The sequence below is a fragment of the Shewanella sp. MF05956 genome, from assembly GCF_059758055.1.
In genome coordinates this window covers 158,087-177,372 of sequence record NZ_JCAYNV010000012.1, presented here as the reverse complement: position 1 = coordinate 177,372, position 19,286 = coordinate 158,087, and the positions used below count along the sequence as shown (strand labels likewise).

15 protein-coding genes and 1 riboswitch are annotated in these 19,286 nt (G+C 44.3%); of the genes, 10 read left to right on the top strand and 5 right to left on the bottom strand.

The genetic code is table 11. The features are described from left to right. Nucleotides 1-14: 14 nt before the first annotated feature. Complete coding sequence (locus AC19MX_RS14635) at nt 15-1,937, bottom strand: propionyl-CoA synthetase (RefSeq protein WP_432401707.1); 1,923 nt, start codon at nt 1,935-1,937, stop codon at nt 15-17. A 318-nt stretch (nt 1,938-2,255) separates the two neighbouring features. Between AC19MX_RS14635 and AC19MX_RS14630 the strand changes: the two genes are divergently transcribed. From AC19MX_RS14630 to AC19MX_RS14595, 8 genes are all read left to right on the top strand, one after another. Next, nucleotides 2,256-2,666, top strand: a complete 411-nt coding sequence (locus tag AC19MX_RS14630) for a MerR family transcriptional regulator (protein WP_498299020.1) — start codon at nt 2,256-2,258, stop codon at nt 2,664-2,666. A 125-nt stretch (nt 2,667-2,791) separates the two neighbouring features. Continuing rightward, entirely contained in the window at nt 2,792-3,961 is a 1,170-nt protein-coding gene (locus AC19MX_RS14625) for an isovaleryl-CoA dehydrogenase (RefSeq protein WP_432401705.1), read from the top strand. Between the two features lie 88 nt (nt 3,962-4,049). After that, the gene (locus AC19MX_RS14620) at nt 4,050-5,657 is read left to right on the top strand and encodes a carboxyl transferase domain-containing protein (RefSeq protein WP_432401703.1); all 1,608 of its coding nucleotides are present in this window, start codon (nt 4,050-4,052) and stop codon (nt 5,655-5,657) included. A gap of 37 nt (nt 5,658-5,694) precedes the next feature. Next, complete coding sequence (locus tag AC19MX_RS14615; protein WP_498299018.1) at nt 5,695-6,507, top strand: enoyl-CoA hydratase-related protein; 813 nt, start codon at nt 5,695-5,697, stop codon at nt 6,505-6,507. Nucleotides 6,508-6,509: 2 nt separating this feature from the next. Continuing rightward, nucleotides 6,510-8,540: an acetyl/propionyl/methylcrotonyl-CoA carboxylase subunit alpha gene (locus tag AC19MX_RS14610; protein WP_498299016.1), complete on the top strand. Its 2,031-nt coding sequence runs from the start codon at nt 6,510-6,512 to the stop codon at nt 8,538-8,540. Next, a complete protein-coding gene (locus tag AC19MX_RS14605; RefSeq protein ID WP_498299014.1) occupies nt 8,541-9,431 on the top strand; it encodes a hydroxymethylglutaryl-CoA lyase in 891 nt (296 codons plus the stop codon). A gap of 68 nt (nt 9,432-9,499) precedes the next feature. Then, nucleotides 9,500-10,204 (top strand): CoA transferase subunit A, encoded by a 705-nt coding sequence (locus AC19MX_RS14600; RefSeq protein ID WP_160056821.1) that lies wholly within the window; start codon nt 9,500-9,502, stop codon nt 10,202-10,204. A gap of 13 nt (nt 10,205-10,217) precedes the next feature. Next, on the top strand, nt 10,218-10,874 hold the full coding sequence (locus AC19MX_RS14595) for a 3-oxoacid CoA-transferase subunit B (protein ID WP_160056823.1): 657 nt from the start codon (nt 10,218-10,220) through the stop codon (nt 10,872-10,874). Between the two features lie 327 nt (nt 10,875-11,201). Here the strand turns inward: AC19MX_RS14595 and AC19MX_RS14590 are convergent, their stop codons facing one another. After that, nucleotides 11,202-12,059, bottom strand: a complete 858-nt coding sequence (locus AC19MX_RS14590; RefSeq protein WP_498299012.1) for a universal stress protein — start codon at nt 12,057-12,059, stop codon at nt 11,202-11,204. 332 nt (nt 12,060-12,391) lie between these two features. Here AC19MX_RS14590 and AC19MX_RS14585 point away from each other — a divergent pair, with 332 nt between their 5' ends. Next, nucleotides 12,392-13,585, top strand: coding sequence for a cation:proton antiporter (locus AC19MX_RS14585; protein WP_498299010.1), 1,194 nt, complete (start codon nt 12,392-12,394; stop codon nt 13,583-13,585). Nucleotides 13,586-13,594: 9 nt separating this feature from the next. On the opposite strand, the gene AC19MX_RS14580 is transcribed toward AC19MX_RS14585, so the two are convergent. Beyond that, entirely contained in the window at nt 13,595-14,065 is a 471-nt protein-coding gene (locus tag AC19MX_RS14580) for a TlpA family protein disulfide reductase (RefSeq protein WP_498299008.1), read from the bottom strand. 354 nt (nt 14,066-14,419) lie between these two features. Between AC19MX_RS14580 and AC19MX_RS14575 the strand changes: the two genes are divergently transcribed. Further along, complete coding sequence (locus AC19MX_RS14575) at nt 14,420-16,210, top strand: acyl-CoA dehydrogenase C-terminal domain-containing protein (protein WP_498299006.1); 1,791 nt, start codon at nt 14,420-14,422, stop codon at nt 16,208-16,210. A 96-nt stretch (nt 16,211-16,306) separates the two neighbouring features. Here the strand turns inward: AC19MX_RS14575 and AC19MX_RS14570 are convergent, their stop codons facing one another. Further along, a complete protein-coding gene (locus tag AC19MX_RS14570; RefSeq protein WP_059744363.1) occupies nt 16,307-16,885 on the bottom strand; it encodes a thymidine kinase in 579 nt (192 codons plus the stop codon). Nucleotides 16,886-17,039: 154 nt separating this feature from the next. Then, nucleotides 17,040-18,596 (bottom strand): Na+/H+ antiporter NhaC family protein, encoded by a 1,557-nt coding sequence (locus AC19MX_RS14565; protein ID WP_432401685.1) that lies wholly within the window; start codon nt 18,594-18,596, stop codon nt 17,040-17,042. 82 nt (nt 18,597-18,678) lie between these two features. Continuing rightward, a riboswitch (Lysine riboswitch) is annotated at nt 18,679-18,894 on the bottom strand. Between the last annotated feature and the right edge of the window lie 392 nt (nt 18,895-19,286).

Genomic DNA, 19,286 nt, shown 5'->3' with positions numbered 1-19,286 from the left:
TGTTACAAAATGATTTATACCTTGGTTAACTCAGACGTTAACGCATTGGCATAGCCCATTTTTGTCAGCGCATTGCGAACAATATCCAAGGTTTGCGGATCTTCAATCGTGGCTGGCATGGTGTATTCTTGGTTATCAGCAATCTTACGCATGGTCGCTCGCAAAATTTTACCCGAACGCGTTTTAGGCAGCTTTTGTACTGCACTGACTAATCTAAACGACGCGACGGGGCCAATTTCATGACGTACTAATGCAAGCAACTCTTTATAAAGCATATCATCGGATAACGTCACGCCATTTTTAAGCACCACTAAACCCAGAGGCACTTGGCCTTTAAGCTTATCTTGCACGCCAATTACCGCTGCCTCAGCAACGGCAGGATGTTGACACAATACTTCTTCAAAACGACCCGTTGATAAACGGTGTCCGGCAACATTAATAATGTCATCAATACGGCTCATAATGTATAAATAGCCATCTTCATCAATATAACCCGCATCTCCAGTTAAGTAATAACCTGGGTACATCGACAAGTAACTGTCAATATAACGTTTATCATTTTGCCATAATGTCGTGAGCGTACCCGGTGGTAGGGGCTGTTTAATCACAACATTTCCGCTTTCGTTAGTGGCCACTTGTTCTCCCATTGCATCAAGAATTTCTACTTGATACCCAGGAACCGCTCTAGCGGGTGATCCCGCTTTAATCTCAATGGGATCGGTACCCATTAAGTTGGCGGCAACTGGCCAGCCTGTTTCTGTTTGCCACCAATGGTCAACAACAGGTTTGCCCAAATGTTGCTGACTCCAATTTAAAGTTTCAGGATCGCAGCGCTCGCCAGCTAAGTACATCTGCTTCAGGCAAGATAAGTCAAACTGTTTAATAAATTCACCGTCTGGATCTTCTCGCTTAATTGCACGAATAGCCGTCGGCGCGGTAAAAAAGCTTCGCACTTGCTTTTGTTCGATAATACGCCAAAAAGCACCGGCATCGGGAGTACCAATAGGCTTCCCTTCGTACATTATGGTCGTCGCACCCACCAGCAATGGCCCATAAACAATATATGAATGCCCTACCACCCAACCCACATCCGATGCAGCCCAAAACACATCACCGACACCAACATCATAGATGTGCTTCATTGACCATGCTAAGGCAACAGCATGACCACCATTATCACGAACAACGCCTTTAGGTTGCCCTGTTGTTCCCGAGGTATAGAGCACGTACAGAGGGTCTGTAGCATCAAGGGCAACACAATCGGCATCTGGCGCATCTATTAATGCTTCATACCAATCGACATCACGGGGTGCGTGTAGCTCAGCCTGATATTCAGTTCGATTTAAAATAATGCAATGTTCTACTTTATGCTTTGCTTGAGACAAAGCGTCATCTAATAAAGGCTTATAAGGCACTACGCCTGAAGGCTCAATACCGCACGAGGCAGATAAAATTAATGTCGGTTTAGCATCGTTAATACGAGTCGATAATTCATTGGCGGCAAAACCACCAAACACCACAGAGTGAATCGCACCTATTCGCGCACACGCCAGCATGGCATAAGCGGTTTCTGGCACCATAGGCATGTAAATGACAACGCGATCGCCCTTGGTCACACCCAATGATGTCATTAATCCTGCAAGGCGTTTAACTTGAGCTAATACAGAGTCATAGCTAATAGAATATTCGTTTTGGGTAACAGGGCTAATATAATGAATCGCTGTTTGTTCACCTCGGCCAGCAAGTACATGGCGGTCAACGGCATTAAAACAGGTATTCATTTTGCCATCAGCAAACCAGCGATAAAAAGGCTTGTTACTGTCGTCTAACACTGTCTTGGGTGCGACGTCCCAACTAATAGCCTCTGCAGCTTGTTGCCAAAAGACATCGGGCTCGGCTATCGATTGTGCGTGCATTGATAGTCCTAAATCAGCCATATTGCTCTCCATTAATTAGCTTGTATTGTAATGATTATGAGCAGAATTCATTAAATAGCCCTATTAGACAAAGGGATAATAGCCAAGTCAATCCTTGAAAAAACCTTTAGTTTCAATCAAGTGTTTAACATTCAACAGTAAACTTCCTACTGAGACAAAAATCAAAACATAACAGATACTTAATGTATAATACGTTCGTAACTGGCAAGCAAATTTAACACTATTGAACGCCACAAATAGCCAAAAAACACCCCGCAAACTTTACCTTTACGTAAACTTCATATATCTTGCATTAAAAGAAGCACTTTTGGTGACATGATGAGCACAATCCACATCCCTCAATCAACATATTCAATCAGTGACTTATCAAAAGAATTTGATATCACCACCCGCAGTATTCGTTTTTACGAAGACCAAGGCTTGATTAAACCTAAGCGTCGTGGGCAAACTCGCATTTACAGCTTAAAAGACCGCGTTCGATTAAAGCTCATTCTTCGCGGCAAACGCCTTGGATTTTCGTTAGCAGAAACACGACGTTTATTTGAACTTTACGACGCAGATAAAAGCAGCTCAACTCAACTACAAACTATGCTTGATTTGGTTAACGAGAAAAAATCGTCTCTACAGCAGCAAATGGACGACATTAAAGTCGTGTTAATGGAGCTCAATTCAGCTGAACAGCAATGTAAAGCGGCATTAGAAGATAATTCAGCTAAGAAAAACAAATAATCAAACAATAACAAATGGCTGACTCAATTCGGCCAACATTTAACCCACTGCCAAAAACGCATCCATAACGCGTTGGCAGCCAATATTTTGCCAGACGATAATAAAATTCAACAGGACACATACAAATGAGCGATTTATATACCAGTTTAAATTTCGGTTTAGGTGAAGATGTAGATATGTTACGTGATGCAGTGCGTGGTTTTGCCGCTAACGAAATTGCCCCTATGGCTGCCCAAGTCGATATCGACAATGCCTTTCCTAATCAATTGTGGCCAGTACTTGGCGATATGGGTTTATTAGGTGTCACTGTTGATGAGCAATATGGCGGGGCCAACATGGGCTATCTTGCTCACGTTGTCGCAATGGAAGAAATCTCCCGCGCATCAGCCTCTATTGGGTTAAGTTATGGTGCTCACTCAAACTTATGTGTCAACCAAATTAACCGTAACGGTAATGATGCGCAAAAAGCTAAATACTTACCAAAGCTAGTCAGTGGCGAACACATTGGTGCCCTTGCCATGAGCGAACCCAACGCGGGTTCGGATGTAGTGTCAATGAAGCTAAACGCACGCAAAGAAGGCGATCGTTACATCCTTAACGGCAATAAAATGTGGATCACTAACGGCCCTGATGCCCACACTTATGTGATTTACGCCAAAACCGACATAGAAAAAGGTGCTCATGGCATTACCGCATTTATCGTTGAGCGTGGATCGAAAGGATTTAGCCAGGCACAAAAACTCGACAAGCTAGGTATGCGCGGATCGAACACTTGTGAATTGGTGTTTGAAGACTGTGAAGTACCAGAAGAAAACATCTTAGGCGGCCTAAACAATGGCGTAAAAGTGCTGATGAGCGGCCTTGATTATGAACGCGTCGTCTTATCTGGCGGTCCATTAGGCATTATGTCTGCCTGTATGGACATCGTGGTGCCTTACGTTCATGAACGTGAACAGTTTGGTCAATCCATTGGTCAATTCCAACTAGTGCAAGGCAAGTTAGCCGATATGTACACAGGTATGAATGCTGCACGCTCATATGTTTACAGTGTGGCTAAATCTTGTGACCGTGGTGAAACCACCCGCAAAGATGCCGCTGGCGCGATTTTATACAGTGCAGAACTTGCCACTAAAATGGCTTTAGATGCGATTCAATTACTCGGCGGTAATGGCTATGTCAACGAATACGCCACAGGCCGTTTATTGCGTGATGCTAAGCTTTACGAAATTGGTGCAGGCACCTCAGAAATTCGCCGCATGTTAATTGGTCGCGAATTGTTTAACGAGTCAAAGTAACCAACATTTCAGTACGAAGGCGGCATATCAAGCATGTCATGTCGCCTTAATCAAGCCCCCTATTTTTTGCTTCATTAAGGATATAGAAATGACGCAACTGAGCAGCCGTATCAATCCTCGCAGTGACGAATTTAAAGCCAAGTCAGACAGCATGGCGTTATTGGTCGATGATCTTCAACAAAAACTAAAAAAAATCGAACAAGGTGGCGGCCCTGTGGCATTAGAACGCCATTTATCTCGTGGTAAATTATTGCCGCGCCAGCGGGTTGAAAAACTACTCGACCCAGGTTCACCTTTCTTAGAAATATCGCAATTTGCTGCTTACGAAGTCTATGACGAAGAAGTTCCAGCCGCTGGCGTGATTGCAGGTATTGGCCGCGTCAGCGGTGTTGAGTGCATGATTATCGCTAACGATGCCACCGTAAAAGGCGGCACTTACTACCCTATTACCGTTAAAAAGCATTTGCGTGCGCAAGATATTGCTAGCCGTTGCCACTTACCGTGTATCTACCTAGTCGATTCAGGCGGCGCGAATTTACCCCGTCAAGATGAAGTGTTTCCAGACCGCGATCATTTCGGCCGAATTTTCTATAACCAAGCGCAAATGTCAGCCAAAGGCATTCCACAAATTGCCGTGGTGATGGGCTTATGTACCGCAGGCGGTGCTTATGTGCCTGCAATGGCCGATGAGTCTATTATTGTTAAAGATCAAGGCACCATCTTTTTAGCTGGTCCTCCTTTAGTGAAAGCAGCGACAGGTGAAGAAGTCAGTGCAGAAGAACTTGGCGGTGCAGAAGTTCACACTAAAATATCCGGTGTTGCCGATCATTTAGCACAAAATGACGACCACGCGCTTGAGCTTGCTCGCCGTGCAGTACTGCGTCTAAACCATCAAAAAGAAATCAAAAGCTTATTAAGCCCAGTCAAACCACCACAATTCGACATCCATGAATTGTACGGCATTGTCGGTACCGATCTTAAAAAGCCGTTTGATGTAAAAGAAGTGATTGCCCGCGTGGTTGATGACTCTGACTTTGACGAATTTAAAGCCAACTACGGCGCAACCCTAGTATGTGGTTTTGCGCGTATTCACGGTTACCCTGTTGGTATTGTCGCCAATAACGGCATCTTATTTTCAGAGTCTGCGCAAAAAGGTGCTCACTTCATAGAACTGTGTTGCCAACGTAAAATCCCGCTGTTATTCCTGCAAAATATTACCGGCTTTATGGTAGGTAAAAAGTACGAACACGAAGGCATTGCCAAACATGGCGCCAAAATGGTGACTGCAGTGTCTTGTGCTAATGTGCCTAAATTTACCGTCATTATCGGTGGCAGTTATGGCGCGGGTAACTACGGTATGTGTGGCCGCGCATTTGAACCGACTATGATGTGGATGTGGCCTAACGCGCGTATTTCGGTCATGGGTGGCGAACAAGCTGCTGGCGTATTAGCGACAGTGCGCCGCGATGGTTTAGCCCGTAAAGGCGTTGAATGGTCGGCAGAAGATGAGCAAGCCTTCCGTAAACCCATTGTTGATCAATACGAAAAAGAAGGTCATCCGTATCATGCCAGTGCGCGACTTTGGGATGATGGCATTATTGATCCAGCACAAACGCGTGACGTGGTTGGCTTAGCCTTATCAGCAGCATTAAATGCTCCTATTGAAGACACCCGCTTTGGGGTGTTCCGCATGTAATTGTGCGGTTAATTCTGCTAATAAGGAGTAATAAATAATGTTATCAAACCAATATAAGTTCATTGAATGCCGCCTAGAACAAGGGGTGGCAGAGCTCATTTTAAACCGAGTTGAAGTGCATAATGCCTTTGATGAAGTGATGATTAGCGAGATGATCCAGGCTATCGAACACTTTGCCAAAGACAGTCAATGCAATATGTTGATATTGCGTGCAAATGGCAAAAATTTCAGTGCTGGCGCCGACCTTAATTGGATGCGCAAACAAGCACAGATGGACTTTGAGCAAAACCTGACGGATGCCCACGAGCTTGCCAAGTTAATGCATATACTCGACAAATTCCCAAAACCGACCATTGCCTTGGTACAAGGTGCAGCCTTTGGTGGTGCATTGGGCTTAATTTGTTGCTGCGATATTGCCATTGCTAACACTCGCGCCAGTTTTTGCTTAAGCGAAGTGAAATTGGGTCTTATCCCTGCGGTAATTAGCCCGTATGTGGTTCGTGCTATGGGTAATCGCCAATCACGCCGCTTTATGCTGACCGCTGAACGCTTTAGTGCTGATGTTGCTTTAACACATCAAGTTATTCACGAAGTTAACGATGACTTAGATGCTGCGGCGTCCCCTTTTATCGCCGCATTTAATGCCAATAGCCCTCAGGGTATGGCATGGGCAAAAAATCTCGTATCGCATTTAGAAAACGGCGTGATAGACGACGCTACGCTCAATTTTACCAGCGAGCAGATTGCTCGTATTCGTGTATCAGATGAAGGTCAAGAAGGCCTTAATGCTTTCTTTGAAAAACGTACGCCTACATGGCAAGCCGCTAAATCTGATCCACAAGGAGCCTAATAATGTTTACCAAATTACTGATTGCTAACCGTGGTGAAATTGCTTGCCGTATTATTAAAACCGCGCAAACCATGGGTGTTCGCACCATTGCCCTTTATTCCGATGCCGACAAAGATGCGCGCCATGTGGCCATGGCTGATGAATCGTATTACCTAGGTGGCAGCGTCCCAGCCGAGTCATATTTAAAAGCTGATTTAATCATTGAGATAGCCAAAAAGTCAGGTGCAGAAGCGATTCATCCTGGTTACGGTTTTTTATCAGAAAATGCTGAATTTGCCCGTAAATGCGAACAAAACGGTATTGCCTTTGTTGGTCCGGGTAGCGATGCGATTGATGCCATGGGCAGCAAAAGTGCCGCCAAAGACATCATGTCAAAAGCCAATGTGCCCTTAGTGCCGGGTTATCATGGCGATGATCAAACCGATGCCACCTTAATCGCCGAAGCAAAAGCTGTTGGCTTCCCGTTACTGATTAAAGCGGCCTACGGCGGCGGTGGTAAAGGAATGCGCGTCGTTGAAAACGACGGTGAAATTCTTGAAGCCATAAAATCTGCACGCCGTGAAGCCAGCTCGTCATTTGGCAATGACAAACTGTTAATGGAGCGCTACTTACGTCAACCTCGTCATGTTGAAGTGCAAGTGTTTGCCGACACTCAAGGCAATGCAATTTACTTATCAGACCGTGATTGTTCTATTCAACGTCGTCATCAAAAAGTCGTTGAAGAAGCGCCTGCTCCAGGTTTATCTGATGAGCTTCGTGCACAAATGGGTAATGCAGCAGTAGCAGCAGCTAAAGCCATTGATTATGTTGGCGCGGGCACGGTTGAGTTTTTGCTTGATACCGACAACAGCTTTTACTTCATGGAAATGAATACTCGTTTACAAGTTGAGCATCCGGTTACCGAAATGGTGACAGGCCAAGACTTAGTAAAATGGCAGTTGGTTGTTGCCAGTGGTGGTGAATTGCCGCTGCGTCAGGATGAAGTGCGTATTCATGGTCACTCATTTGAAGTGCGTATTTACGCAGAAGATCCGCAAAATGAATTTTTACCTGCCAGCGGCAAGCTCAACTTTTTACGTGAACCAGAACAAAACCGCCATGTACGGATTGATTCCGGCATTCGTGAAAACGATGTCATCAGTAACTTTTACGACCCGATGATCGCCAAGTTGATTGTGTGGGACGAGTCACGCCCGCGCGCGCTGCAACGTTTAGTCCATGCGCTTGAGTCATACCAAATCAGTGGCCTTAAACATAATATCGAATTTTTAGCCAACATTGCAGAGCATCCAGCCTTTGCTGCGGCAGACTTCTGTACTGACTTTATTGAGCGTTATGGCGACACCTTAATTGGTGACGCGGCTATTGAAGCAGATACCGCGTTAGCACTAGCAGGACTTTTTCAAGTGCTGTCACGCAAACAAGCGGCAAAAGCGTTGGCCATAAATAGCGCCGACCCGTATTCACCTTGGGGCCAAGTCAGCGGCTTTAGACTCAACAGTTCAAGCGTACATCATGTGTCGTTATTAACAGACGCTGCTAGCGATGTTCAACAACATGATTTGCTACTGACCGCCGTTGGTGAGCAATATCATTTGTGTTTACACGACCAAGTGTTGAGCTTAGGGGGAGAGCTAAAAGCCGATTTACTGCTTGCAGAAATAAACGGTCATAAAAGCAAAATCCCTGTGAGCCATCAAGGCGATGACTTTACGTTATTTTTACCTTCTGGCAGTTATCACTTTAAAGCCATTTTGGCTCAAGTGGTCGAGGAAGTGGTAAACCATGCAGATAAGCTTAAAGCACCAATGAATGGCACGGTTGTGACGCACTTAGTAGAAGTTGGCGAGCAAGTTAAAGCAGGCCAAGGCTTATTAGTGATGGAAGCGATGAAAATGGAATACACCATCGAGGCGCCATTTGATGGCGTGGTCAGTGAGTTTTATTTCCAAAGCGGTGAGCTTGTTAGCGATGGCGCACAACTGTTAAACGTTGAACCATTAGCCTCTGAAGCTAACGTCGAGGAAGCGTAAATGTTACCGACTAAAGTGAGCATTTTCGAGGTCGGCGCGCGTGACGGTTTACAAAACGAAGTGCCGGTGACCACTGCAGACAAACTCACGCTAATAACACAACTTGCCGATGCTGGTGTTAAACGTATTGAAGCAGGCAGTTTTGTGTCACCTAAATGGGTGCCACAAATGGCAGACTCAAATGATGTATTGCGTCAAATAAAGCGTAAACCAGGTGTGGTTTACAGTGCATTAACACCTAATCTAAAAGGGTTTGAATTAGCACTTGCTGCAGGCGCTGATGAAGTAGCTATTTTTGGCGCTGCATCAGAAAGCTTTAGTCAGAAAAATATCAATTGCTCTATCGATGAGTCAATTGCGCGCTTTGCACCACTTATCGAAGCGGCACAAAAGCACAACATCCGAGTTCGTGGTTATGTATCTTGTGTGCTGGGTTGCCCATATGAGGGCGACATTGCTGTTAGTGAAGTCGCGAGAGTCTCTGAGATCCTTTACCAAATGGGCTGCTACGAAATCTCACTAGGCGACACCATTGGTGTGGGTACACCCATTAAAGCGCGGCAAATGGTTGAGGCTGTCGCCAAATTGGTGCCAATTGACAAATTAGCTCTGCATTTTCATGACACCTACGGTCAAGCGTTAGCCAACATACTTGCCTGCCTCGATATGGGTGTTAGCGTGTTTGACGCCTCAGTTGCAGGCCTTGGTGGTTGTCCATACGCAAAAGGCGCATCGGGCAATCTCGCCACAGAAGATTTAGTCTACATGCTTCATGGCATGGGGATCGACACCGGCATTGATCTCGCTAAGCTTGCGCTGGCAGGCGACAACATTAGCCGCGCATTAGGGCGTGCTAATGGGTCTAAAGTGGCAAATGCAATCAGAACATAATCACATATACTCACACTGGTTAGCAGAAAAATACTCACCGTTGTGAACATAACAATAAGGACAACAAGATGGCAGGATTCAATAAAGTCGTCCACAGCTATGAAGAAGCACTAGCAGGACTGAATGACGACATGACCATTATGGTCGGCGGCTTTGGTTTGTGTGGTATTCCTGAGGGCTTAATTAACCACATGGTTAAATTGGGTGTAAAAGGCTTAACCGCCATTTCAAACAATGCGGGTGTTGATGATTTTGGTTTAGGCTTATTGCTTAAACAACATCAAATTTCGACCATGATTGCCTCTTATGTTGGCGAAAATGCCACCTTTGAACAACAAATGTTGTCTGGTGAGCTTAATGTCATTCTCACGCCACAGGGCACATTGGCCGAGAAAATCCGTGCTGGCGGCGCCGGTATTCCGGCATTTTTCACCGCAACTGGTTACGGCACGCCGATAGCTGACGGTAAAGAAACCCGTGAAATTAAAGGGCGTCATTACGTATTAGAAGAATCATTGACGGCAGATTTTGCCTTAGTTCGCGCATGGAAAGCCGACACCATGGGTAATTTAGTGTTTCGAAAAACCGCCGCTAACTTTAATCCAATGATGGCCACTGCGGGTAAAATTACCGTAGTCGAAGCGGAAGAGATTGTTGAACCAGGCGAGCTCGATCCAGACCACATCCATACACCCGGTATTTATGTTGACCGCGTCATCAAAGCCAGCTTTGAAAAACGTATTGAGCAACGTACCGTTAAAGCTGCGAAATAAGGGAGACAACACCATGGCACTGACCAGAGAACAACTCGCCCAGCGCGTAGCAAAAGAATTACAAGACGGTTTTTACGTTAATTTAGGTATTGGGATCCCTACCCTTGTGGCTAACTATATTCCGCAAGGCATGCAAGTAATGCTGCAATCTGAAAATGGTTTACTCGGCATGGGTGAGTTTCCAACGGAAGAAAACATTGATGCCGACCTTATCAACGCCGGCAAACAAACAGTCACCGCAGTTGCAGGCGCGTCATTCTTTTCATCAGCAGAAAGCTTTGCAATGATCCGTGGCGGTCACGTTGACTTAACGGTATTAGGCGCATTTGAAGTGGATGTTAATGGCTCTATCGCCTCATGGATGATCCCAGGCAAGCTGATTAAAGGCATGGGCGGCGCAATGGATTTAGTCGCTGGTGCTGATAATATTATTGTTACCATGATGCATGCCGACAAGCACGGTAATTCAAAATTATTGTCTACATGTGAATTGCCATTAACCGGTTATGGTTGCATTAAACGCGTCATTACCGATTTAGCCTTTATGGAAATTAAAGACGGTGCATTCCATCTTTTAGAGCGCGCACCAGGCGTGTCGGTTGAAGAAATTGTCACAAAAACTGCGGGTAAGCTCGTGGTGCCTGAACACGTGCCTGAAATGACGTTTTAAGATTTAAACGTCATGTGCAATAAGCCCGGTTTTTACCGGGCTTTTTGTTATCGGTTTTTATACCATTGCGCGTTAGTAAATGCTCTCTCAGCGAGAATTTAAAAGGGCTTAAACAAGGCGTATGACTGAATGAATAGTTGTTCTCTTTCGAAGTCATGCAACGCAGTGTAAGCCCTTTTAAAACTCGCCTGAAAGGAATGCCCCAGCCGCTTTTGCTCTGCGTTCTAGCTATTTGAAAGGGAACAATTACTACATAGCGACGCCTTAATCAAAAACCGCTGGACGCATTCTGAGTGGTCATTTATTAATGCGCAATGGTATTAAGCATTATTCTTCGGTTGGGATAACCAATACATTACTGCGTATACGACTTAAAATCTCTTCAGCAGTATTGCCAATAATTCGTCCTAACAACCCTTGGCGCTGCCTTGCACCTACTACAAAATATTGGCTTTTTAAGCGGCAGGCTAATTCAAATAAACATAATTCTGGCTCACCGGTAATGATGTGCATGCAATCAGCATCAACGCCTATCTCGGCAATTTTTTGTTTATGCTCGGCATACGATTTTTTCACCAATGCATTAATATCAAGCAAATCCATATCGCGCACAATTTGCGGAATTCTGAGTACGTAAGCAACATGTAGCGTTGTCCCCGTCGCTTTAGCAAACTGCTTTCCATGCGCAATGACAGCATCATTAAGGCGTTGTTTGGCAGGGTTACTGGTGCCTAAGTCGATTGAGATTAAGGTCGTTTGTCCATTATTGAGTGGATTGTTGGTGAGCAATAATAAAGGCACTGTCGTATGGCGAATAAGCTGCCAGTCTGTAGGTAAATAATGTTCGGCATGGTGAACTGCTTTAACCATTAAATCAAAACCATGACGCTGAGCATGGCTGCAAGCATGTTCAAAAAGGTATTTACTCCAAATCACATGTAATGGCACATCTTCAGCATCGAGCGTATCTAAATGGGCTTGTAATTGTTTTTCTCGTTGAGTCATCAAGGCTTTTTGGGCCACTCCGGCTAACCTTGGGCTGTCACGGTCGGCACCACTTAAATAAGCATAAGTATAAGCAAACACTTCGGCTTGTTTATTTAATTGTTTCGCTAACGCCACCCCATGCGCAACAGCATCTGTGTGCGCGCTTTCCATTTGAGCAATCACAAACATTTTGTTCATTTAAATCTCCTTTATGGGACGTGTTAATGATTCATTTGCATCCTAAACACATTGGCAGATACTGATATCGCTGCGGTGCTATCTCAATAGAATTCTGCTCATCACCTAATCAAAATCTAACCGGCTCAATTGTTCAATCACTGAATCAAAAGCCAAGTAAAAATAGCGGCAACATAGACAAAAAACATTCTCAATAAACGTGAGCTAGTAACTATCTTTAGCTTAGCTAATAGCGTAAGTTTGTGCATAAGTATCGGTGTAAAAATTGATCAACATCAACTTTGTTAGACCAAAACTATCAAATACATATTGCCCAACTTAAGGAAAATGAGATGGCAATAGACAGCTTTGTAATGGCACTTTTTCTCATTCTAGTTGGCGGCCGCTTATTTGGTGAGTTGAGTGCACGATTTGGGTTTCCTAGCGTGGTGGGAGAAGTCACCGCTGGGATCATTATTGGCCCGTCACTACTCAATTGGGTTACCCCACACAGCACTTTAGCCATCATTGCCGAGTTAGGTGTGATATTGCTGTTATTTGATATCGGCTGCGAAACCTCAATCAAACATCTGGCTAATTCTGGCCACAAAGCAATGCGTGTTGCGCTACTCGGCATTGCGATGCCGTTATTGGCTTGTGGTACTGCCAGCATGTATTGGCTTTCTATTCCTCCTTTTACCGCATTATTTTTTGGTTGCGCCCTCACAGCCACCAGCATTGGTATTTCAATGCGGGTATTAAGCTTAAATAATCAAACTCAAAGTCAGGCAGGGCATATTATTCTTGGCGCGGCTGTTATCGATGATATCGTTGGGGTGATTTTATTAAGCGTATTGTTTAACTTTGCCTCATCAGGCGAGTTTGCTATTGGCTCAACTCTAGTGTTATTTGCCATGATTGCAGCGTTTATCATTCTTAGCCCACCGTTAGTGAGAACCATCATTTATTTAACCCGCTGGTTGCATCTTAAAGCCAGTATTCCGGGGTATGAAGTCATGGTCGTTATGGCATTAATTTGTCTCTTCGCTTGGTTAGCCCACTGGTTTGGCACACCTGCCATTTTGGGCGGCTTTGCCGTAGGTATGGGCTTATCAAGACAATTCACCTCCCCCTTTAATCGGTATCTTAAAAACCCATTTGCTTTTACTCATAAACTCGAAGAGTCTGCCAAACCATTGGTGCAATTATTTAGCCCGGTCTTTTTTGTCTACGTAGGGATTAGCCTTGATCTTAGTCAGCTTGATTTGAGCTTAATGGGAATACTGTTGTTACTTGGATTAACCTTAATTGCAGTCGCAGCCAAGTTTGTTGCAGGTCTAACAGCGAGTTCCGATTGGCGAGAACGGTGTATTGTCGGCTCGGCGATGGTTCCCCGTGGTGAAGTCGGGTTAGTGTTTGCTGAAATGGGCCGACAGCTAGGGGTCATTCACGCTAAAGAATTCGCGATTTTAGTAATGGTGATTGCCTTAACGACCCTTATTGGACCGCTAATGTTAAAATTGACGTTACGTCGAAAAGCCAAATAAACCGCGCCGTTATTGCAGTATATATTGCAGTGCTTTGTCTAAATTCACATCGTTTGGATCGGCGGTATGCGTAATCCATACAATATGGCCACTACGATCGATAAACACTGTCGTGGGCGTACCTTTGACCTCGTATAGCTCGGCCACTTTATCGCCCTTGACTAACGTTATCATCCCGACACCACGGTCAAGCAAACTTTGGGCAGGATTTGCATCAGCATCTTCGTTAAAACTGATGCCTATCATCTGTAAATCGGTATGTTGATATTTAAGTCGAAGTTTTTCTAAACCGGGCTGTAATTTTTTACAATAAGGGCACCAAGTGGCCCAAAAGTGAATGACGACAGGCTTGCCAGCATAGTCACTCAAACTGACGTGCTCGCCATCGGCGGTCGATAACGTAAAGTTAGCGGCAACCGACTCATTAAGCTGCGCCGCCGCATGAGCAACATGCAACTGCAACATTAACAAGATTAACATCCCCAATATTGTCCCAAATACCTTCATATCTCGCCCTGTTTTATGCGTTAACTTTCACACTGACCTTATGTCGCATTCAAGTTATTTATTGATTACATCAATAGACCCGACTTAAGCCATTTTGTATTCGCTAACATATGATCTTTTACAGATGAATATGGGTATTAATATTCACAGTCAACAAATCGTGACGTCAACACCCAACAAATAAGTTTACGCTTACGTAAAAATAATACTGAGTTTTTACTCGAAATTGGGTATGTTATATACACTGACACCATCTGATTGGACCAGTAACAATTAACAAGCTAGTTACTGGCAACATTGCGTTAACCATAACCAAGGAATGATCTTATGCCTATTTACCAAGCTCCTCTGCGTGATTATCAATTCATATTGTCTGAATTGCTGAATATTTATCAACAAACTGATTTACGCGGTTTTGATGAAATAGATGCGGATCTCACTGATGCGATTTTGCAAGGTGTTGCCGACTTTACCACCGACATTATGCTGCCACTCAATGCCAGCGGTGACTTAGAAGGCTGTAAACTGGTTGACGGCAAGGTCATTACACCAAAAGGGTTTAAGCAAGCTTACAAACAATATGTAGAAGATGGTTGGGCGACATTAACTTGCGATCCTGAATTTGGCGGCCAAGGCTTACCTGAAGTGATTGGCACCTTTGCTACTGAAATGAAAACCGCGACGAATATGGCGTTTGCTATGTATCCAGGGTTAACCCATGGCGCTTATTCGGCGATTCATGTGCACGGTAGCGATGCGCTGAAACAAAAGTACTTAGCCAAATTGGTCAGCGGCGAATGGACTGGCACCATGAACTTAACCGAATCTCATGCCGGTACAGATTTAGCATTATTACGCACTAAAGCGGTGCCTGCGGGTGATGAGTTATTTGCCATTAGCGGTGAGAAAATCTTTATTTCATCGGGCGACCACGATCTTGCCGACAATATTATTCATTTAGTATTAGCTCGCCTACCCGATGCGCCAGAGGGCGTTAAAGGCATTTCGTTGTTTGCAGTGCCTAAATTTTTAGTCAATGCCGATGGCAGCCTAGGCGCAGCAAACACATTAAGTGCTACCGGTTTAGAACATAAAATGGGCATTCACGGTAATTCAACGTGTGTAATGCATTTTGACGGCGCAATCGGTGAGCTCGTTGGCGCGCCACATCAAGGTCTAAAAGCCATGTTTACCATGATGAACCAAGCACGTTTGGGCGTGGGGATTCAAGGTTTAGGCGTATCAGATATTGCGTACCAAAATGCTCTTGTTTATGCCAAAGAGCGTATTCAAGGCCGTGCATTAAGCGGTATTAAGCAGCCTGAGCAAGCTGCTGATTCATTACTCGTACACGGTGATGTTCGCCGTATGCTGTTATCACAAAAGTCGTTCAATGAAGGTACCCGCGCATTAATGGGCCAACAAGCATTATGGCTGGACCAAGCTGAACGTCATACCGATCCTGCACAAGCAAAACAAGCCTCCGTCCTTGCCGCGCTATTCACTCCCATTGTTAAAGGGTTTGTCACCGATCAAGGCTTTAAAGCTTGTGTTGATGCCCAGCAAGTTTATGGCGGCCATGGCTATATTAATGAATGGGGCATGGAGCAGTTTGTCCGTGATATCCGTATCGCGATGATTTATGAAGGCACTAACGGTGTACAGGCGCTTGATTTAGTCGGTCGTAAATTATTGGCAGACAAAGGCGCGGCATTAACGCTATGGTCTGGCATGGTCAAAGAGCTCGTGCAGCAACATGCCACTAATGATGCAATGAAACCTTATCTTGCAGGGTTAATGGATGCGGCAGGCGATCTTGAAAAAGCCACCGGCTTTATTGTGCAGTCAGCCAGCAAGAACCCTGATTTAATTGGCGCAGCATCAATGGCTTATATGCAGTTGTTTGGTATTTCCGCGCTAGCGTGGATGTGGACTCGTATTGCAGCAACATCATTAACCGCATTAGAAGCGGGTACGGAAGAGGCTGGCTTTTACCAAGCTAAACTTAAAACGGCACAATTCTTTATGAGCTATTGGGGTAGCCAAACCCGCAGTTTACGCAAACAAATTGAATCAAGCAGTGCTGATATTGTTGATTTCGCAGAAGCCGATTTTTAAGATTCGCCGAAGCCGATTTTAATCAATAGTGACACACAAAAAAGCCGCATCAATTAACTTGAAGCGGCTTTTTTATTCGGTCAAGTTAGGTTTAATTTAATCCCACAAAAACTCACGAAAATGCTTGCGACAAACCGACTCGTAACTCTCGTTACCGCCAATGGCAACCTGCTCGCCTTCACGCATTGGTTTACCGTCATGATCAAGACGCACCACCATGTTAGCTTTACGGCCACAATGACAAATCGTTTTAAGCTCAACTAATTTGTCGGCCCAGGCTAATAAATATTGGCTACCAGGAAATAATTCTCCTTGGAAGTCATTACGAAGACCGTAGCACAATACAGGAATATCCATGTTATCGACCACATGGGTAATCTGCCTCACCTGTTCTTTACTCAAAAACTGGCTTTCATCAATCAATACGCAATGAATTTTTTGTTCATTATGAGACGTCGAAATTAACTCTATTAAATTATCAGTACTACCAAATACCTGCGCATCTGTTTCGATACCAATACGTGATGATACTTTACCAACACCATAACGATTGTCTATCGATGCCGTCATCACTAAAGTATGCATTCCGCGCTCGCGGTAATTATAAGAAGACTGTAGTAATGAAGTCGATTTACCGGCATTCATTGCCGAATAATAAAAGTACAGTTGCGCCAAAATTATGCGTCCTAATAGTTGGTCTGTTTATGTTGCATATAGTAACTGTTTTAACATGACAACGACAAACAAAAATGCCGTATTCGTTATGAGTACGGCATTTTTAACGACAGCAACACAGGCTGTATTTATCGATTAATCTTAAGACTAACGATTATTTTTTTGCCCAAAAATGCAATATCACGATGCTAATAACAAACAACACACTACAACTAATTAAACCTGCCACCAATGAGCCCGTAAAACCTAAAACGGTATAACCGACTAAGCTAATAAACGCAGTGATGAGTGCGTAAGGTAATTGAGTCACCACATGGTCAATATGATGGCAACTGGCGCCTGTCGATGACAATATAGTGGTGTCCGATATCGGTGAGCAATGATCGCCAAATACCGCGCCAGACAACACCGCAGCCAACATTGGCAACATCATGGTACTGTCACTTCCCATTGCCATGTCTGCGGCAATAGGCAACATAATGCCAAACGTACCCCAACTTGTACCCGTCGAAAATGCAGTAATACCCGCTAACAAGAATAACACTGCTGGAAGTAAGGCAAATGGAATATTGTCAGTGGCTAAACTTGCCATGTATTTACCGGTTTCAAGCTGACCAATCACACTCGCAATCGTCCATGCAAACAGTAAGATATAAATAGCCGGCAACATTGAGCGTGCGCCCACAGTCATGCCTTTGACTAACATCGACCATTCGACTTTCTGCTGAATGGCAAGTCCTACGGTAGCAATAAAGCCAACAAGTGAGCCAAAGAATAGTGATGAACTGACATCGGTATTTTCAAATGCACCTAATACGCTAAAGGGTAACTCGCTTGCGGCGAGTGAGTCTGCGCCACTTGATACCATAAAATACACGGTCGCAAACACTAAGATAGCAATCGGTAAAAATAGGCCAATCACTTTACCGGTATCGGCTTCAGGTAAATCCGTTGCCGCGCCAGGAGGCTGGCCTTTAGTTTCGTCAAATAAGTTACCACGAAGCGCATTAAGCTCATGCTGGCGCATCGGGCCAACATCTAGACTAAAAGCGGCAACGCATAGCAATAATAGCAACGAGAATACCGCATAAAAGTTCATTGGGATCATTTGCACAAAAACACTTAAATGACCCGCATCTGCAAAACCGTGCGCCGTTAAAATACCGCCAATGAGTGCAATAATGTATGCGCCCCAGCTTGAGACCGGTGAAATCACACAAACAGGCGCGGCAGTAGAATCAAGAATATAGGCCAGTTTAGCGCGCGAAATATGATAACGGTCAGTAATAGGACGTGAAATAGAACCGACCACCAAGCTGTTAAAGTAATCGTCAATAAACACCACGCAGCCCAAAAACATGGTCATTAACTTGGCGTCACGCTTATTACGAATGTGCCGTTTAGCCCAATCAGCAAACGCCCTCGCTGAACCACTTACCGTGATTAATGCTGTGATCATCCCCAATACAATTAAGAAACCAAGGATATACACATTCCAACTATTTAGGGCTGCGTCTTTCCACACTAACTGACTGACGGTATTGGCAAGATATTCACCACTGCCAATCATGGAAAAATCGGTTAGCAATAGCGCGCCTAAGAGAATACCTACCCCTAATGAAAGCAGCACTTTACGGGTAAAAATAGCCAAGGTAATTGCCACAAGTGGAGGCAAAACTGACAGTGCCGAATCGGCATAACTTATTATCATAATTTAATTATTTCTTCGTTGAATACGAATAGGGAAAAACTAGAAATAAGGCTAAACATACACAGAAAGTATATGCGTTAACGTTACTAGTAGCACTCCACAGTCATACCCATTTAATATGAATATCATTTTTTTATCATGTCGATAAAAACACTATGACAGTGCAGTCCCTTTCGAGAACGGCACCAACAAATGAGGGCGATCAACTCATTTATTTCGGCATTGCATCCTTTTATGCTGAATTATTGGCATCACCCAATTCAACATGACTCTTATGCAATGCACCTCTACTTTTGCTGCTTGTAAAAACACACATTACAAATAGCGCCGACATACAATCATAAATGGCACATTGTGCGCCAGCAATAAGCGCTAAACTGCAGCATAAGCAACAACAACGTTAACTTTCCCTACAATCTAACAGCATTAGTTTAACGTTTTTAAATCAAATGCACACTAGTGTACTGGATACAAAAACAGCAACCAATACCAATCCGCATTAAATAAGTGACCACTCAGAATACGTCAAGCGGTTTTAGATTAAGGCGTCGCTATTGCGTCACGGTTGTCCCCTTTCAAATAGCGAGACCGCAGAACAAAAGCTGATGGGGCATTCTTTATTAACGCCATGGCAGCATAAAACGGTCAATAAAAAAGGTTTCTACCGATTAAGTAGAAACCTTTTATTAT

Excerpts from the sequence above, each read along its gene's own strand:
- AC19MX_RS14635 (WP_432401707.1), bottom strand. The coding sequence starts at position 1,937 with ATGGCTGATTTAGGACTATCAATGCACGCACAATCGATAGCCGAGCCC.
- AC19MX_RS14630 (WP_498299020.1), top strand. The coding sequence starts at position 2,256 with ATGAGCACAATCCACATCCCTCAATCAACATATTCAATCAGTGACTTA.
- AC19MX_RS14625 (WP_432401705.1), top strand. The coding sequence starts at position 2,792 with ATGAGCGATTTATATACCAGTTTAAATTTCGGTTTAGGTGAAGATGTA.
- AC19MX_RS14620 (WP_432401703.1), top strand. The coding sequence starts at position 4,050 with ATGACGCAACTGAGCAGCCGTATCAATCCTCGCAGTGACGAATTTAAA.
- AC19MX_RS14615 (WP_498299018.1), top strand. The coding sequence starts at position 5,695 with ATGTTATCAAACCAATATAAGTTCATTGAATGCCGCCTAGAACAAGGG.
- AC19MX_RS14610 (WP_498299016.1), top strand. The coding sequence starts at position 6,510 with ATGTTTACCAAATTACTGATTGCTAACCGTGGTGAAATTGCTTGCCGT.
- AC19MX_RS14605 (WP_498299014.1), top strand. The coding sequence starts at position 8,541 with ATGTTACCGACTAAAGTGAGCATTTTCGAGGTCGGCGCGCGTGACGGT.
- AC19MX_RS14600 (WP_160056821.1), top strand. The coding sequence starts at position 9,500 with ATGGCAGGATTCAATAAAGTCGTCCACAGCTATGAAGAAGCACTAGCA.
- AC19MX_RS14595 (WP_160056823.1), top strand. The coding sequence starts at position 10,218 with ATGGCACTGACCAGAGAACAACTCGCCCAGCGCGTAGCAAAAGAATTA.
- AC19MX_RS14590 (WP_498299012.1), bottom strand. The coding sequence starts at position 12,059 with ATGAACAAAATGTTTGTGATTGCTCAAATGGAAAGCGCGCACACAGAT.
- AC19MX_RS14585 (WP_498299010.1), top strand. The coding sequence starts at position 12,392 with ATGGCAATAGACAGCTTTGTAATGGCACTTTTTCTCATTCTAGTTGGC.
- AC19MX_RS14580 (WP_498299008.1), bottom strand. The coding sequence starts at position 14,065 with ATGTTAATCTTGTTAATGTTGCAGTTGCATGTTGCTCATGCGGCGGCG.
- AC19MX_RS14575 (WP_498299006.1), top strand. The coding sequence starts at position 14,420 with ATGCCTATTTACCAAGCTCCTCTGCGTGATTATCAATTCATATTGTCT.
- AC19MX_RS14565 (WP_432401685.1), bottom strand. The coding sequence starts at position 18,596 with ATGATAATAAGTTATGCCGATTCGGCACTGTCAGTTTTGCCTCCACTT.